Origin of the sequence: Enteractinococcus helveticum (genome assembly GCF_020742345.1) — a bacterium.
Taxonomy (GTDB): Bacteria; Actinomycetota; Actinomycetes; order Actinomycetales; family Micrococcaceae; genus Yaniella; species Yaniella helvetica_A.
In genome coordinates, this window is the sequence record NZ_DYXC01000077.1 from 1 (window position 1) to 16,104 (window position 16,104).

The 16,104-nt window shown below is 55.1% G+C and carries 15 protein-coding genes; 6 read left to right on the forward strand and 9 right to left on the reverse strand.

The features are described from left to right. The 4 genes from K8V32_RS07380 to K8V32_RS07395 all read left to right on the forward strand — a co-directional run. Positions 1 to 803 (forward strand): MetQ/NlpA family ABC transporter substrate-binding protein (locus K8V32_RS07380; RefSeq protein ID WP_303905187.1); only part of this gene is annotated, 803 nt, incomplete at its 5' end. A 17-nt stretch (positions 804 to 820) separates the two neighbouring features. Beyond that, positions 821 to 1,723 carry a MetQ/NlpA family ABC transporter substrate-binding protein gene (locus tag K8V32_RS07385; protein WP_303905190.1) on the forward strand — a complete coding sequence of 301 codons (903 nt, stop codon included), beginning with the start codon at positions 821 to 823 and terminating at the stop codon, positions 1,721 to 1,723. Positions 1,724 to 1,737: 14 nt separating this feature from the next. Then, positions 1,738 to 2,640 (forward strand): MetQ/NlpA family ABC transporter substrate-binding protein, encoded by a 903-nt coding sequence (locus K8V32_RS07390; protein ID WP_303905194.1) that lies wholly within the window; start codon positions 1,738 to 1,740, stop codon positions 2,638 to 2,640. Between the two features lie 99 nt (positions 2,641 to 2,739). After that, positions 2,740 to 4,170, forward strand: a complete 1,431-nt coding sequence (locus K8V32_RS07395) for an NtaA/DmoA family FMN-dependent monooxygenase (RefSeq protein WP_303905234.1) — start codon at positions 2,740 to 2,742, stop codon at positions 4,168 to 4,170. Here the strand turns inward: K8V32_RS07395 and K8V32_RS07400 are convergent. After that, positions 4,167 to 5,153, reverse strand: a complete 987-nt coding sequence (locus K8V32_RS07400) for a helix-turn-helix transcriptional regulator (RefSeq protein WP_303905198.1) — start codon at positions 5,151 to 5,153, stop codon at positions 4,167 to 4,169. The two genes, K8V32_RS07395 and K8V32_RS07400, sit on opposite strands and share 4 nt — an antisense overlap. 382 nt (positions 5,154 to 5,535) lie before the next feature. On the opposite strand from K8V32_RS07400, the gene K8V32_RS07405 reads away from it, so the two are divergent. Next, on the forward strand, positions 5,536 to 7,416 hold the full coding sequence (locus K8V32_RS07405) for an FAD-dependent monooxygenase (RefSeq protein WP_303905201.1): 1,881 nt from the start codon (positions 5,536 to 5,538) through the stop codon (positions 7,414 to 7,416). A gap of 195 nt (positions 7,417 to 7,611) precedes the next feature. Here the strand turns inward: K8V32_RS07405 and K8V32_RS07410 are convergent, their stop codons facing one another. Then, a complete protein-coding gene (locus K8V32_RS07410; RefSeq protein ID WP_303905206.1) occupies positions 7,612 to 8,886 on the reverse strand; it encodes an OmpA family protein in 1,275 nt (424 codons plus the stop codon). A 228-nt stretch (positions 8,887 to 9,114) separates the two neighbouring features. Between K8V32_RS07410 and K8V32_RS07415 the strand changes: the two genes are divergently transcribed. Beyond that, positions 9,115 to 9,918, forward strand: a complete 804-nt coding sequence (locus K8V32_RS07415; protein ID WP_303905209.1) for an aldo/keto reductase — start codon at positions 9,115 to 9,117, stop codon at positions 9,916 to 9,918. A 26-nt stretch (positions 9,919 to 9,944) separates the two neighbouring features. Here K8V32_RS07415 and K8V32_RS07420 read toward each other — a convergent pair whose 3' ends face one another. The 7 genes from K8V32_RS07420 to K8V32_RS07450 all read right to left on the reverse strand — a co-directional run. Next, the gene (locus K8V32_RS07420) at positions 9,945 to 10,772 is read right to left on the reverse strand and encodes a hypothetical protein (RefSeq protein WP_303905212.1); all 828 of its coding nucleotides are present in this window, start codon (positions 10,770 to 10,772) and stop codon (positions 9,945 to 9,947) included. Then, a complete protein-coding gene (locus K8V32_RS07425) occupies positions 10,769 to 11,290 on the reverse strand; it encodes a hypothetical protein (RefSeq protein WP_303905215.1) in 522 nt (173 codons plus the stop codon). Before K8V32_RS07425 ends, K8V32_RS07420 begins: the two co-directional genes overlap by 4 nt. Continuing rightward, positions 11,290 to 11,796 carry a hypothetical protein gene (locus K8V32_RS07430; RefSeq protein ID WP_303905219.1) on the reverse strand — a complete coding sequence of 169 codons (507 nt, stop codon included), beginning with the start codon at positions 11,794 to 11,796 and terminating at the stop codon, positions 11,290 to 11,292. The genes K8V32_RS07425 and K8V32_RS07430 overlap by 1 nt, the downstream gene beginning before the upstream one ends. Beyond that, positions 11,793 to 13,220, reverse strand: a complete 1,428-nt coding sequence (locus K8V32_RS07435) for a glycine zipper domain-containing protein (RefSeq protein ID WP_303905222.1) — start codon at positions 13,218 to 13,220, stop codon at positions 11,793 to 11,795. Before K8V32_RS07435 ends, K8V32_RS07430 begins: the two co-directional genes overlap by 4 nt. A 506-nt stretch (positions 13,221 to 13,726) precedes the next feature. Then, complete coding sequence (locus tag K8V32_RS07440) at positions 13,727 to 14,236, reverse strand: hypothetical protein (RefSeq protein WP_303905226.1); 510 nt, start codon at positions 14,234 to 14,236, stop codon at positions 13,727 to 13,729. 179 nt (positions 14,237 to 14,415) lie between these two features. Continuing rightward, positions 14,416 to 15,660: a M20 family metallo-hydrolase gene (locus K8V32_RS07445; protein ID WP_303905229.1), complete on the reverse strand. Its 1,245-nt coding sequence runs from the start codon at positions 15,658 to 15,660 to the stop codon at positions 14,416 to 14,418. A gap of 12 nt (positions 15,661 to 15,672) precedes the next feature. After that, positions 15,673 to 16,104: amidohydrolase family protein (locus K8V32_RS07450; protein WP_303905231.1), on the reverse strand; the 432-nt coding region annotated here is incomplete at its 5' end.

Sequence of the window (16,104 nt, forward strand, 5' to 3'; positions counted from 1 at the left end):
CAGAGGGTGACGCAGCAGATAAGACCATCAGCTTGATCGTCACCGAATCCGCCCCTTACCAAGAACCCACAGAGATCGCCCGCGAGCTGCTTGCTGAAGACGGCTGGGAATTGGAAACCACCTACGTCACCGATATTGTGCAACCCAACCAAGTGGTCTCCCAAGGTGAATATGACGCCAACTATTTCCAACACCTGGCATACCTTCGTCAATTCAACGCAGATAATGGCACCGAAGTGGAGCCCGCATTTTCCACCTACTACCAGCCATCTGGAATCTTCTCGTTACAATACGACTCTTTCGAAGACCTGCCCGACGGCGCTGAAATCTCGCTCGCCGTCGACACCGCAAATAACGGGCGCGGCATCAAGCTGCTCGCCGACCACGGTCTTCTAGAAATTGATGAATCCGTGCCCGTCACCGAGTTATCGCAAGCCGATATTATCGACAACCCCAAGAACTTCCAGTTCATTGAAATTGATCAGCAATCCTCGGCCCACACACTCACCGATGTGGATGCCGGTTTTGCCTTCGCGCGTCTTGTCGCTGAGGCAGGCCACGATGTTCACGATGTGGCACTAGCACTCGAAGAAGATGACGACGTGCGCCGGCCTTATACCAACGTGATCGCGGTGCAGCCTGGAGAACAAGACACTGAAAAAACCCAAGCACTCCAACGCGCGTACCAGTCACCCGAAGTCCAAGAATGGTTTGCTGAGTATCTTGATGGCGCCATTGAATACAACGATGACATCACCACTGAAAATGCTCAGGAAATCTGGTCAGAATTCACTGCCGAGTGATTGAAAGAAGCCTACTCATGCAAAACATTCTTCCAACCAAACGTCACGTTGGGGTTATCGCCTTGACCCTGTCAGCATTTGCACTGGGTGGGTGCGGATTGACTCAATCGGCTCCGTCCGTGCAAGAATCTCAGGACCGCACGATTCGTATGATCGTCACAGAATCGGCACCTTTCCAAGAACCGACCGAGATTGCAAAAGAGCTTCTCGCAGAACAAGGCTGGGATCTGCAACCGACCTATGTCACAGACATCATCCAACCCAACCATGTTGTTTCGGAAGGTGAGTATGATGCCAACTATTTCCAACACTTGTCGTATCTGGAACAGTTCAACGAAGATAACGATACAAAGGTCGAACCAGCGTTTTCGACGTTTTACATGCCGAACGGGTTTTTCTCACTAGAATACGATTCGCTTGATCAACTACCTGACAATGCTGAAATTTCGTTGGCTGTTGACACAACAAATAATGGGCGGGGGATCAAAATCCTTGCCGATGCTGGGTTGATTGAGATTGATGAATCCGTTCCGATCAGTGGGCTGTCGCAGGACGATATTATCGCGAACCCTCATGGCTTCAATTTTGTAGAAATCGATTTGCAGTCTACGGGCCAGACTCTGCCCGATGTCGATGCAGCATTTGCCCCGACTCGCCTCGTAGCAGAAGCCGGGTATGACATTGCGGACACCACACTCGTGCTTGAAGAATCCACAACGTTCAAAGAACCCTTCACCGTGGTCGTTGGCGTTCGCCCGGGATCTCAAGACAGCGAAAAGATACAGGCATTGCAGCAGGCCTTCCAATCTGAAGAAGTGGCCGCTTGGTTCGATGACTACCTTGATGGCGCCATTGAATACAACTATGACATCACCACCGAAAATGCTCAAGAACTCTGGTCAGAGTTCACCGCTGAGTGACTGAAAGGCTTACCATGCGAAACATTTTTCCAATCAAGCGCCATGTTGGCGTTATCGGCTTGACCCTGGCAGCATGTGCACTGGCTGGGTGCGGATTGACTCAATCGGCTACCTCCGCGCAAGAATCTCAGGACCGCACGATTCGTATGATCGTCACAGAATCGGCGCCATACCAAGAACCCACCGAGATCGCCAAGGAAGTCTTGGCCGAAGATGGTTGGGAACTGGAGACCACGTATGTCACCGATATTATCCAACCCAACCAAGTGGTCTCCCAAGGTGAGTATGATGCCAACTACTTCCAAAATGCCGCATATCTGCGTCAGTTCAACAAGGACAATGGCACCGACGTGGCCCCGGCGTTTTCGGTCTACTACGCTCCGGCAGGGCTGTTCTCGCTGAAATACGACAGCCTTGATGAACTTCCAGACGGCGCCCAAATCTCGTTGCCGGTCGATACCGCCAATAACGGCCGTGGCATCAAGATGCTCGCTGATGCCGGACTGCTAGAAATCGATGAATCCGTGGATGTCAACGAACTGTCCCAGGGCGACATCATCGATAATCCACACGACTTTGACTTCATTGAAGTCGATCAACAATCCACCGCGCAGACGCTACCCGACGTCGATGCCGGGTTCTCATTTGTCCGCATGGTCGTCGAAGCCGACTATGACCTTGATGAGATCACCCTCGAATTGGAACCAGAGCTCGATAACACGCTGCCGTACTCGATCGTCGTCGGAGTCCAACCCGGAACCGAAGACAGTGAAAAGACTCAGGCATTGCAGCAGGCCTATCATTCTCAAGAGGTCCAAGACTGGTTCGCGGACTACCTGGAGGGTTCGGTCGCATTCACCGACGAATATACGATCGATAACATTGCTGACCCTTGGGAAGACTTCACCCAAGAATAACTAACCGCAGACACCACACGCCGTAGCCCAAAGGAGCGATCCGCTTTGTCACCCCAGTCTTCTTCCCCGCAGCGCCGCCCGCTGATTTTGTCAGCATTCATGATGAATACCACCAGCCACATTTTGGGCGGTGGGTGGCGTCGTGAAGAGGCCCAACAGCACCGCTTCAACGAGCTCCAGCACTGGGTAGAAGTGGTGCAGACTCTCGAAGACGGCGGATTCGATATCGCATTTTTTGCCGACGTCGTCGGGGTATATGGTGATCACGAAGGTGGTTGGGCCTCTCATGTTCGCCGCGGCTTGCAGATCCCGGCGAATGATCCGCTGGTCTTGGTGTCAGCGCTGGCTGCGACCACCCAACGGATTGGCCTGGCGTTGACCTCTGCGGTGATTCAGACCCACCCGTACACATTTGCCCGGCAGTTGAGCACGCTGGATCATTTAACTGGTGGCCGGGTCGGCTGGAATGTTGTGACCTCAGCTTTGGAGAATGCGCATCGCAACTACGGTGGGCCGGGACTGGCACAACACGATGATCGATATGATCTGGCCGAAGAGTACCTCGAGGTCTGTTATAAACTCTGGGAGGGCTCCTGGGAGGACGACGCCCTGTTGGCGGATAAAACACGAGCACATGACCGTGGGGTTGGGCTCCATGCGGATCCTGCCAAAGTCGCGAAAATTTATCATCGGAGCCAGAATTATCAGGTGGATGGGCCGCACCTGTCAGCACCCTCACCGCAGCGCACCCCGCTACTCTTCCAAGCTGGCTCATCACCGCGGGGGCGTCAGGTTGCTGCCGAACACGCCGAAGCGACGTTCTCGATGGCTCCGCACATTGAGCAGGCCAAAGAACATGCTGCGGATGTTCGTCGTCGTGCTGCCGAATTTGGTCGAGACCCTCACGATGTGAAATTTATTCAGGGACTCTCATTCGTCGTGGGTTCCACGGAGGCAGAAGCCCAGGCCAAAGCTGCTGATCTGGATGAGTCATTGGATGATCACGCATTGGTTGCTCACACCGGTGGTAGCTTGGGCATTGATCTGGGGTATCTGCCGCTGGATACCCCGATTGGTGAGCTGACAACCGAAGGTGCTCGCGGGCATCTGTTAGAGCTGCAAAAAATGACCCCGGATGGTTCCATGACGGTGCGCGACCTGGCACGTTTCCGGGCGCAAGCTACCCGGGTGACGGGTACCCCGGAGCAGATCGTAGATCAGCTCGAACGGTGGCAGGACGCGGGTATTGATGGCATTAACGTCATCAATGCAACATTGCCCGGCAGTTACGTTGAGTTTATTGAACACATCATCCCCGAACTACGTCGTCGTGGGATGGCTCGTTCCGCGGATGAATTGCAAAACAGCAAGGGGCAGACCCTTCGGGGCCGACTCACCGGTGAAGATCGGTTACCCGAAACGCACCCGGCCGCGCAATTTCGCGGAGCATTTTCTCAGTACAGTGCCGCCGCGACGGAGCGTTCCAAAGCCGAAGTACTCAATCAAGTACCCATTGAGACCGAGGCCTAGGCGGAATGTGCAGTACGTGTGACTTGATGAACATCCCGGGCTTCCGTTGGCGAGTGGCCAACGGTTTCCCGGAACGTGCGAGAGAAATGGGCTGTCGAGCCAAAGCCACAGCGTCGGGCAATGTCGGAAACGGTGGTCTGGGGTTCTGCGAGGAGTAATTGCTCAGCTGCCCGGATCCGCCGTGTTACAAGTTCCTGAGAAAAACTGGTCTGATGTGCAGCGAAAAGGCGAGCCACCTGACGCTCACTGACATGCAAAAGGCCGGCCAGGTCCGTACGCCGAAACCCGGGATCGTCGAGGTATAAGTTCATAAAATATTGGGCTTGCTCGAACACTTGGGCTGCGTCATCACCACGGGTGTGAAACAGTATTTCCAGCAGGTCAAGGTAGGTGTCCGAGGTATCGGCAGACTCTTGGCCGGTAGCAGACAGCGCCTGATCAATCCACTGAGCGATCCGTCTGGCGGCTGCACTTTTGGGCCGGTGATCTGGGGCGTTACCGAAGGTGAACTTCTCGGCCTTATCCAGTGGTTTTCCGCCAGATATTTGCAGGAACTCTTCCATGTGCACGGTCATCACCATTTCGGACACTCCAACACCAAAGCCGCGAATAAAGGTGGTGTCGGCATTGCAGGCAAGCATTTGACCCGCCTGCAGAATGTGGGAGCCGTGTTCATCGGAATAAAATGAGTCCCCGTGCGTGCAGAAAAACAGCGCCACCGCTTCTGTGGGATGTTTGCGGATCATTTCAGGCGAGCGTTCAATAAGCTGCGAGGAACCACGAACTTTCGCAAGTCTGATCGTAGGAGATTCTCGATTCCGCTGTTGAGCTGTGAGTGTCCGGGTATGTAGTGGACGAATATCTAATCCAATCAGTGCATCAGCATTATGCGCCTCCCAATATTCCAGCCGTTCATGGTGTGGAATATTCTCGGTGGAGAAGGATTTGAAATCATGTACTACGCTGCTTGTGCTGTCGGTCATCGTCACCCCACTTTGCTGTGTCCCGCGTTGAAACCAACTGGCATGACAGCATCTTTTGCCAGGCAATTGCCTGAAACGTTTTCTTGACTCCGCAGAACACTGGTATCAGATGTTATCCGCACCACAATGGGAAATGAAATACCAACCGGTCAGGTATTGATACGTTGCACATATCCATCCTGTGGCATGGGCGAGAGCCCCAGAGCTTGATGCTTTAGGACAGAGTCTTGCTCTATTCGGCCAGAGTTGAGGGTTTGAGTTGTGGGGCAAGTGTGACGGCGATAACTTGTGTGACACCTCATATTCACGAATTGCTTATTGCACATGCGTTCCTTGAGTCTCAGTCAAGAGACTTACCCGGTGTCACTACAGAAAGTTTGCTATGCAGTTTCATGTTTCTGGTTACCAAACCCAAGACCCGCTGACTATGCCCGCAGAGGGGACCGGCATTAACCGCCCGGCCGAAATCCCAGCAGAAATGGACGTACTCATTGTCGGCTGCGGACCTGCCGGTTCCATCACGGCAGCACAGCTGTCCAGATTCCCCAACGTCAACACTCGGATGATCGAACAACGTGGTCACCGCCTTGAACTCGCCAATGCCGACGGCGTGCATTCCCGCACCATGGAAACTTTCCAAGCATTCGGCTTCGCTCACGAAATTTATGAAGAAGCCCATACCATCACAGATATGGCCTTCTGGAAACCAGACCCAGATAATCCACGCAACGTGATTCGTGAAAAGAGCGTCCGCGAACTGCCCGAAGAACACAGCGAATGGCCCATGATGCTCATTACCCAGGTTCGCATTATCGACCACTTCAACCGGTTCATGAAGAACTCACCGACTCGAATGGAACCGGACTACGGTTACGAATTCGTTGATTTCGTCGAATCCGACGACCCCAACGCCGAATATCCGCTCACTGTCACTCTGCGTCGCTCAGCAGGAGCACATATTGGTGAAGAACTCCAGGTCCGTACCAAATACGTTGTCGGTGCAGACGGCGCTCGCAGCAATGTGCGCAGGTCGTTGGGTTATAAGCTGCACGGCGATCAGGCTAACCATGCGTGGGGTGTCATGGACATTTTTGCCGACACTGATTTCCCTGATGTTCGTAAGAAATGCACCGTCAAGTCCGGGATCGGACGCAATATCTTGCTGATCCCACGTGAGGGTGGCTTCCTGTTCCGACTCTATGTCGATCTGGGCGAAGTGCCCGAAGATGATAACCGCGCCATCCGCAACACCCCGGTGGAAGACATTATTGCCCAAGCCAACGAGATCCTGCACCCATACTCGATCGATGTCAAAGAAGTTGTGTGGCACTCGGTCTACGAAGTAGGCCACCGCGTCACGGAGCACTTTGACGACCGGGCCTCAGACAAGACCGCCACGGATGACCCGAGCGTCTTTATTGTCGGCGACGCCTGCCACACCCACTCTGCTCAAGCCGGCCAAGGCATGAACGTTTCGATGCAAGATGGATTCAACCTGGGCTGGAAACTCGGCCACGTGTTATCTGGCAATAGTCCCAAAGAACTGCTGCGCACCTACGCCGAAGAACGCAAAGATATTGCGCATAAACTCATCGAATTCGATAAGCAGTGGTCCACACTGATGGCCCAGCCCAATGACCAATTCGAAGACCCGGCAGAAATTGAGAGGTTCTACCAGCAGACCGCCGAATTCAACGCCGGCTATCTCACCGATTATGACCCGTCGATGATTACTGCCGATGAGCGTCATCAACACCTGGCGGCTGGGTTCCCGGTCGGTCGTCGCTTCAAATCTGCGATGACCGGACGGGTTTGCGATCTAGTGCCCACACACATTGGTCATGAGCACACCGCAGATGGTCGTTGGCGCGTGTATGTTTTTGCTGATGCGGCTGCACCCGGTGAATCAGAGACTTTGCGGGCGTGGGCTAACTGGGCTGGTGATGCCCTGTCGCATGACCTATTCGACCTCAAACTCATCCACCAGCAGCATTACACCGATTTCGACATGACAGATGTACCTGCAACATTCAAACCGAAGACCGGACGTTTCGAGCTAACTGACGTCGAAAAGGCCTTCGGGATTCTTGAAGACCACGACATTTTCGAGCAGCGCTCTATTTCCCGCGACGGCGCTGTCGTGGTTGTACGCCCAGATCAGTATGTTGCCGGAGTCTTCCCGCTGGATGAAACAGCAGAACTCGAAGCATTCCTTGGTGGAGTATTCCCCGCGGTTCGCTCTGCCAGCCTCGTGGCTTCATAAGCTCAGGCATGAGAACACGCTGACGGCCAGGGCTCATTCCTGGTCGTCAGCGTGTTCCCTGGACCCCTGTTGGCAACCGGTGGCTGGCTCTATAGTGTAAATATGTCTGACCACAAAGGTACCTACTGTTGTCTCGCCTAGCGACGGATAGCCGTGAGGTAATTGGTCAGCTCGTTCGGGAACTATGAACGAGAATTACTGTGTCGCGGCCTGTGAATCGTCCATTTCGTACTCAATGCTGGGGTCATAATCCTTGGGAGTTATTGTTATCACCACGCGACGGTTTTGTTGACGCCCGTCATCCGAAGAATTTGATGCCCGCGGATGCTCATCCCCGAGACCCGCAGCCGACATATCTTCAGCCGCCAGATCGGTATGCTCCGTTAACCATTGCAGCACGGATTCCGCTCGGCGCTCCGACAGTTCAGTATTATCTGTGTACTGCTGCGATGGCAGGTTATCGGTGTGTCCTTCAACCGTAATGGTGACGTCGTCACTGCGGTCGGCAATATCGTCGGCAATCGCCTGCAGCTCGGCGGTCGCATCAGGGCGCAGCTGGTGATCATCGCTATCGAACAGCACATCACCCTCGGTCGTATAAGCGGTGACTTCGTTGCGCTCCGCAAACTCGGTGTGGTCACTACCTTCAACCCGATACTGCTTCAGCATGTCTTGGGGTACAAGAGCCGAGCCCACAACCGTTGTAGGTGTGGTATACCCAGACAAGTTCATGCTCGGAATGCGCACCCCACTTTCCGTGGTAACCGCCGCGCGTGAAGCACGATCTGACTTCTTCCACGTTGAGCTAATCCACGGGCGCATAATATGGGGCCTCAGAACATGCGAAACCAACTCGCCAGCTTCGGCATCCTCCGGTTCTGTCTGGCACACTTGCTCTGCCCGCACGCTGTCTTCCTGAACCGGCTCAACTTCGAAGCCCTCCTGAATGACTTCTTCAAGAACGGTGCCATCGGGGAGCTCAACCGATTCCAGTTTTCGATCAGGGACGCGATATCCAGGGATAAATGCCCCGGAAATCTCGACCGCCGGCAAACACCCGCCCGGCGCCGGGTATTCAATAATGCACCCAGCCTGCCCGACCCGCTCGGGCACAATAATGTCCGGTGCACCCGGAATTTCTACCTGTTCACCATCAAAGTCCACGGTCTGGGCATCGGCGCCCTCAAGACGTTGTTCCTCAATGACGACGTCGTCAAGCCACTCCACCGTGGCCCCGTCGATCTGTTCGGCCTCCTGGCACACTTCAAAAGAAACCGGGTCATCCACCTCAGCGATCAACTCAGCATCGTCGGTGGCAGTGGCATTTTTGGTTGGTGACGACGACGCAGCATTTGCGCCGTCGTCATCAATTTCTGTGGGATTTTGTGCGGCACACGAGGTCAGCACCAGGGTGGCTGAAACCAGCATTGCCCAGCAGTTACGGGACAGGATGGATCGGGCAGTGGTCATGAGGTCTCCTTGCAAAAATAACGTGTGTCAGTGGTGCAGTTGAGTCCGGATGATGGGTGGGGAAAGATGTGCAGACGTCCAAAAACCTGTCCGGTTTGAGTAATCGTTGCTCTGCCGACTGGTTAGTTACGCGACGATTCTAGAGGGTAATCGCGGGGTGAGTACGTGTTTTACTCTTGAAGAAGTCGAAGCGTGTGCGCTGGCAGCCGGGCACTTAGACTGGTGGGCATGCGCTCAGAACTTATTGGTTTCGGAACCCTTGTACAAGCCGGCAAAGACAACCCAGATATTTACCGCACCGCGACCCTTTCGGCCCTGGAGGCCGGGTATCGCACTCTTGATACCGCGCTGCGCTATGAAAACGAAGTCCAAGTTGGTCAGGCGATTGCCCAGTCGGATGTGCCGCGCGAAGACATCAAAGTGACCACGAAGATCCCGGGCCGTTTCCAGGGATACCACGAAGCGAAAACGTCGATCATTCGCTCGCTGATTGACCTTGACCAGGCTTACGTTGATGCCGCACTGATCCACTGGCCGCTGCCACATCAGCACAAATATGTGGACACCTGGCGCGCGATGATTGAAATGCGTGACGCCGGACTGATTCGTACCATTGGGGTGTCGAACTTCTTGCCCGAACACCTGCAGCGCCTAGCGGATGAGACCGGTGAAATGCCGGCGATTAACCAGGTTGAGATGCACCCGTATTTCGGTCAGGCTCAGCTGCGCGCCTTCCACGAAGAGCACGGCATTCAGACGCAGGCGTGGTCGCCGCTGGGCAGGACGACGGATATGATCAAGGACCCGGTGTTGGCCAAGGTTGCCGAAAAGCACTCGGTGACCCCGGTTGAGGTCGTGCTGGCGTGGCATGTGCACCACGGTTCGGTTCCGGTGCCGGCGTCGTCGAATCCTGAACGCCAGCGTGCGAACCTGCACTTTACCGTTGAGCTGGATGACCAGGATATTGCTGAGATCGATGGTCTGGAACGCGGCCGGATCTATCAGGATCCGGCAACCCACGAAGAGTTCTAGCCCACGAGGTCACTGGCATCTGGCGGCTAGGTTGTGGAATCGAAATTGACCCGCTCGGTGGCGGTGGCCTCAGCTAGGTCGTGCCAGAGTTCGATATCTTGGGCATTGGGGAGTTGTTCTAGGATGTTTTGCCACGCAGCCCAGGGGTGCATGATCGCAAGTGCGTGTTTGGTCCGGGAGAACATACCGCCCGAAGAGACCGGGGCAAGGATTCCTGCGGGTGTATCAATCCAGAACATGTCGTGGTCAATGATTCCATCAACACTGAACAGTTTGATACTCAACATCATGAAACGTAGACGACCAGCAGCAAGGTGTGCTGAGATCTCGGGCAGGGCTTGGGCGGTCAGCCTGGTCAATTCATCATGGGCTTTGCGGCGTTGTGTTTCGTCCATACCGGGAGCGATGTTGGTGAGCAGTCGAGGCTTCACCGGAACCTGAACTGTGTCCGATACAGGAGACAGTGGGCCTAAGTTCGTGGCGTCAAATACTTGCTCGTATAAAGTGCCCCCACTCGTCAGCTCCAGGGTGGTCGTTTCCAGCGGTGTGTTATGCATGGAAATGATGCCGTGGCGACTGCCCCACAGCACGGTGCTTGAGGACGGTTCTTGTTCCAAACCGTCCCACAGCATGACGCTCAGGGTCATCGCTGTCTCAGCAAGAGCTGAAAACAGGAGACCATACCTGGGACCAGGTTTGCCGGCGGCGATGATCGGTCGTCCATGGTGGTCGGCAACGGTGGCGGTGTCATCAATGGCACGGCGCCCGTACCCGGGCCCGTCTGGCAGTGTTGCCTCCAACAGTTCCATGAGGTGATCGTTATTCAGAACGCACACCAGGTGTGGCTGGGTCATGGTCGGATTTTCCGTTCTAAACAGTATGCGATGGCCTGGCTGTTGCCGATCCAGTGGGCATCGGCAGTGGCCCAGGTGACCGTCAGGGTGGATTCTTGGCCGTCGGCTCGCGAAATAAACTGTGCCATCGTCACCGGGACGCCTTCAGCGGTGGTGTACATCGCTAATCGATAGACCGCAGGCTCCGGCGTCAGACCCATGTGCTGGACCGCAAGATCGATGAGCCGGTACCCGGTCATTTCTTGACGGTAATACGCATCAACCTGGTGCTGGTCTGCAAGTACTTCCTCCACGGTCATCCGGGTGAAGCCGTCCGGCAAGGCCGCAGTGAGCAGCGTCAGATTCGGGTTGAATCCCAATGTTTCGGCCTGATCCGCACGAGCTACTAGTGCCCCGTCGTTGGCGCCCGAGGTGTCAACGCTCCACCCCTCCGGAATCCGCAAGACCCAGGGCATACCGGGTTCATCAACGACCAGAGCGTTGCCACCCAAATAGTCAGCCTCGTCGTGTGGCATCATCAGCTTCCTCCATTTGCAGACATACTCCAAATGCCGACCACCAAGACCACAGCCACAGTGCCGACGGCGATGAGGGTCCCCGAAACATTGGCCGATATTTCAGATTTCTTGACTTGGGGATCTTGCCATCGGCGCTTCCGGGCGACACGTTTCAGTCTGCGGTGTTCCCGGTCTTGTGTGCGAATCCACTTCGGCACAAGAAACGGTGGCATCGGCACGCCAAATAATGTCAGTAGAAAGGCTGGTCCTACAATAAATACTGCGAAAAGCATAGGAATGCCCAGGACCAGCAAGAGAGCATCTGGAAGGCCATGGTGCTCCGCAAACGTGCCTACGCCTGTCGTCCCGAGCAAGGTGAGCGAAATTGGGATGGCATACAGCAGTGATGCTCTGGCCCAATCGTTTTCTGGCCAAGTGGCCGATGCGTTGGGTTTGAGCAGCCATCTGATCCAGAAGACCAGGACAACTATTACTGTCAACCCGCCAAGAAGTTCCCAAATTTTCATGATTTCCCGAACATCCCGCCAAAAAAGTCGCCAACCGCTTTCGCGCCATCGGCTAATCCCTTACTCGCGGCGTCGAACGTATCGGCTGCACCCCGGGCAAACTTGCCACCAAAGTCTTTTGCCATGTCACCGATCTTTTGGCCGACTGCTGTGCCTGCAACGCCCCCGATGACACCACCAACGAAGCCACCAATCACGGTGCCAGCCCCCGGGGCTATCGCTGAACCGATGGCCGCTCCCAGAGCCGCACCACCCCAGGCACCAATACCTGTATGCCCGGCTACTGAGATTCCTACTGTAGCGGTACGACCGACTTTCTCCGAGGTGCGCATATTCGGGTCTTGTGAGTCCTGCTGCCATTGATCGTACCCACTAAAGATTCCAGCCATACCAGCGCTGGCAGGGCCCAACACTTTACCAAAGTTGCCCCACCTTTGGGCAGCTTTCGTAGAGTCCTTTGCTTTATTCTTTTTCGGGGTTCGTATTTGGGTCAGGTTCTGAAAGACCCTTCCCCGGAAAGAACTCGGACGTTGATGTGGCTTCGCGAACTGGCCAGTGTTGTGAGCATCCCAATTGCGATAATCTGTGGCCCAAGAAATGAACTTCTGGGTGGAAGGAAACCGTTTTCCAAGCCGCCGGAGCGGTTTTGGCAACCACCCAACCTTTGTGTTCACAGGTTTCGTAAGTCGTTCCATCCGAGCGCGCTGCGCAGGGTCTGCCATGTAGGTCATCCCCGCCGAAGCGGCCCAGAGAGACTGATCCCAACCATTCGGTAGGATGCCCGGTGGCGTGAGCATCAGCTTTTCGTCTAGCCAGTTCCATGTGGCTCCAGCTATCGATACGAACTGGTCGGCTATGTCTTTTAGCCAGGTGACGTCAGCCTGATTTTCTTGTAGAAGATCTTCGAAACCGCCAATGAACGAGTTACTCCCGATCGGGACCCACGAGCACGATCCAGTAAAATTCAGCCAAGCATTCCGCAATTGGACCTGCTCATGGCCGAGCTGAATGTCCAGGCTATGTGATTGTTGTACAAAGGTCCGCAAACGCTCAGGAGCAGCCGAGACCCGACCGTTATCACCGCTGATGGCAGCACGATTGCGTTGAGGACATTCAAATGCGGAATGAATCGGGGATGGCACGATGCGGTCGGCTGACGGTTTGGGATCCCATGGCTCCAGAAACACTCCTCCGGCGGGAACAGTAACACGCTGGATTTGGCGTGCTGTTTCTCTGTCCCACCAGGCAGCAAGATTGGCTTGTCGTGATTGTTCTTGTTCATATTGCCACTTGGCCTCCTGCAGTTGTGGAACGAGATCTTCCAACACGCCAGCGAGTCTACCTCGAGCTTCGGACTCTGCCACACAGTTCTGGGTAAATGCCCGAGCATACCCGCCAGAGAAATCCTCCAACGCTTGGGTCATGAGATGTTCTCGGATGGGGCCTTGTGCTCGTAACTTACCAGCGGTATTTTTGGCAGCAGATATTAACTGATCAGCTGTCGCGACACTAAACGCCACCACCAGATACAACCCTTCCGATCAAACGAACCTGTGCCAGTGTATGACATCAAACCGGGACAACAGCAAATCGCGCCAATTGTTTTTGCGTGCGATCACCATCTCCAGTTGTCGGCGTCCACTAGAATGTTGATGATCAGCCAGTTAGGCGGGACTGGGCCGTAGTAACTGCTTGGGTATGTGACAGATGTTGGTAGGGGCCAGAGGCGTCGAATTCTGAACGACAGCTCGCGAATCTGCACTTCACGGTTGCACTGGAACACAAGAATTTTGATGCGATCTAGCGTCACTCCATTGGGCCGGCATATCCACTGTTAGCGCGGGACGTATGAGGTGATTGATGGGGCTTGATTTGTGCGAATGGTAGAACTCTTGGAGAGTCTACGACTGTGTGGCTCGAGCAGTACTCATCAGTTTCCTCCATTTGTAGATATACTCCAAATGCCGATAACCAGGACTACAGCCACGGTGCCGACGGCGATGAGGGTTCCCGAAACATTGGCTGATATTTCAGATTTCTTGACTTCAGGATCTTGCCATCGGCGCTTCCGCGCAAGACGTTTCAGTCTGCGGTGTTCCCGGTCTTGGGTTCGAATCCACTTCGGCACAAGGAATGGGGGCATCGGCACGCCAAATAACTGCAGTAAGAAGATCACCGGCAGCACAAAGATTGCGCAAGCTCCTGGAAGGCCCAAGATCATCAGCAGGAGGGCCTCTGGGACACTGTGGTGCTCAGCGAAACTATGGACTCCCGCCATTCCAAGTACGGCTAGAAAATATGGGATGCCGTACAGCAGCGATGCTCGCGCCCAATTATCTTGTGGCCAGGTAGCTGATGGGTTGGGTTTGAGGAGCCAGCGGATCCAGAAGATCAAAATGACCAGCGCTGTCAACCCGCCAAGGAGTTCCCAAATTTTCATGATTTCCCGAATACTCAGCCAATAAAGTCGTCAACGGCCTTCGCGCCGTCGGCTAATCCATTACTCAGGGTAACGAATATATTTGACGTCGAATTCGATGCCGCAGAAATCGTGGCAATTGATGAATCGGAGCGCGACAGGATCTATATGGATCCGGCACCCACGAAGAGTTTTAGGCCCTACAGAGCGTTTTCGACGAGCTCGCCGGTGATCAGGCGTTCGGCTACACCGGTGAGCATGTCAACGCCAGCCAGCATGTCCGCATCGGTGGTGAATTCTTTTTCGTTGTGTGAATAGCCGTCGCGGCTTGGCACAAACAGCATCACAGTGGGGACTTGTTCTTTGAGGTTTGTGGAGTCGTGACCGGCAACCGTCTTAATGTATTGGAACGGTTCATCGAGCTCGCTGGCCACTTCTTCAGCGAGTTCAAGACCGGCGGCGTGGTACGGCATCAGACCCCACTGGTGGGTGAGTTCTTGAGTGATCTCGACACCGGCGACGGCTTCAATCGCATTGCGCTGTTGTGCCAGTACGACTTCGGCGTCGGCAAGTACCGTGGTGTCAACCGAGCGCAGATCCAGGTTGATGGTAACTTCACCGGCATAGGTGACCGGCGAATTCGGGAACAACTCCAGTGTGGACACCGAGGTGTGCAGCAGGCCTTCGGGGAACTGGTCGACAAGTTCCCGGGCTGCGACAATGAACTTCGCGGCACCATACAGTGCGTCTTTGCGCTGTTCCATTGGGGTGGCACCGGTGTGTCCCTGTTCGCCCGTGATAGTGACGGCGTATTTTTTGGCACCCCACGTGGCATCCACAAGCCCGATGGTGTTACCTGCGCGTTCCAGGATCGGGCCCTGTTCAATATGGATTTCGGCGTAGGCTGCGGCCTGCGGAGCCGAATCACAACGGTGGACCTCCTCGGCGGCAAGCGCGTCAGCAACACTGACTCCGGCCTTATCCGTCACGGCAAGTGCCGCCTCGAGCTTCAAGTCGCCGGTGTAGACGCTGGAGCCCATCATCGACGGTGCGAAGCGGGAACCTTCTTCGTTGAACCAATTGACGACCGCTAAGTTCAAAGCCGGGGTGAGTTGGCCAGCGTCAATTTTCTCCATGACACGACGGGCTGCGTGAGTAGCGGCGAGTACACCGTAGGCGCCGTCGAATTTTCCACCCATTGGCTGCGAGTCGAGGTGGGAGCCCAATAGAACGTAAGGGGCTCCGGGAATATATTCCTTGACGCCGAATTGGTTGCCAATAGTGTCTTGGTACTCGGTGAGGCCTATGGCGTGGAAAGTATCGCGTAGCCAGGCCCTGGTTTGAAGGTCAGCGGCTGTACCGGCCTGCCGGTCCACACCGCCGCCTGCGGTCGCACCGACGGCGGACATGTGTTGGAAGTCAGTCAGAAAATCACGTGATGTCATGGGTTCCTGGGGTTAGTGGGCGTCGAGTTGGCCAAATTCAATGACGCCGCCGACCATGGTGGCAACGATTGGGATGTGGGCGACCTCGGCGACGTTCACATGCAGAGGATGCGCCCCAAGGACGACCAGATCAGCGAGATAACCGCTGGCCAGCGTGCCTTTGTTGTGTCCCCACCCGGTTGCCCGAGCAGATCCAACGGTATACGCGTGCAGAGCCTCGGCAACGGTAATGCGCTCGTCGATCCCGTACAGGTTGCCTGCTTCGGTAAGTCGTTGGGCGAAAGCTTGGATGACAGCAAGTGGTGCCCCGTGAGCGACCGGGCGGTCCGAGCTTCCAGGCAGGATCATACCAGCGTCGAGCAATCTTCGTGCCGGATACGACAGCGTGGCGCGATTTGGGCCAAGATTGTGGAACATCCCCTCGCCAAATACGGAAATGAAATA

Coding starts and splice junctions, on each gene's coding strand:
- K8V32_RS07410 (WP_303905206.1), bottom strand. CDS start 8,886: ATGACCACTGCCCGATCCATCCTGTCCCGTAACTGCTGGGCAATGCTG.
- K8V32_RS07445 (WP_303905229.1), bottom strand. CDS start 15,660: ATGACATCACGTGATTTTCTGACTGACTTCCAACACATGTCCGCCGTC.
- K8V32_RS07430 (WP_303905219.1), bottom strand. CDS start 11,796: ATGAAAATTTGGGAACTTCTTGGCGGGTTGACAGTAATAGTTGTCCTG.
- K8V32_RS07435 (WP_303905222.1), bottom strand. CDS start 13,220: ATGACCCAAGCGTTGGAGGATTTCTCTGGCGGGTATGCTCGGGCATTT.
- K8V32_RS07440 (WP_303905226.1), bottom strand. CDS start 14,236: ATGAAAATTTGGGAACTCCTTGGCGGGTTGACAGCGCTGGTCATTTTG.
- K8V32_RS07420 (WP_303905212.1), bottom strand. CDS start 10,772: ATGACCCAGCCACACCTGGTGTGCGTTCTGAATAACGATCACCTCATG.
- K8V32_RS07390 (WP_303905194.1), top strand. CDS start 1,738: ATGCGAAACATTTTTCCAATCAAGCGCCATGTTGGCGTTATCGGCTTG.
- K8V32_RS07405 (WP_303905201.1), top strand. CDS start 5,536: ATGCAGTTTCATGTTTCTGGTTACCAAACCCAAGACCCGCTGACTATG.
- K8V32_RS07400 (WP_303905198.1), bottom strand. CDS start 5,153: ATGACCGACAGCACAAGCAGCGTAGTACATGATTTCAAATCCTTCTCC.
- K8V32_RS07425 (WP_303905215.1), bottom strand. CDS start 11,290: ATGATGCCACACGACGAGGCTGACTATTTGGGTGGCAACGCTCTGGTC.
- K8V32_RS07385 (WP_303905190.1), top strand. CDS start 821: ATGCAAAACATTCTTCCAACCAAACGTCACGTTGGGGTTATCGCCTTG.
- K8V32_RS07415 (WP_303905209.1), top strand. CDS start 9,115: ATGCGCTCAGAACTTATTGGTTTCGGAACCCTTGTACAAGCCGGCAAA.
- K8V32_RS07395 (WP_303905234.1), top strand. CDS start 2,740: ATGATGAATACCACCAGCCACATTTTGGGCGGTGGGTGGCGTCGTGAA.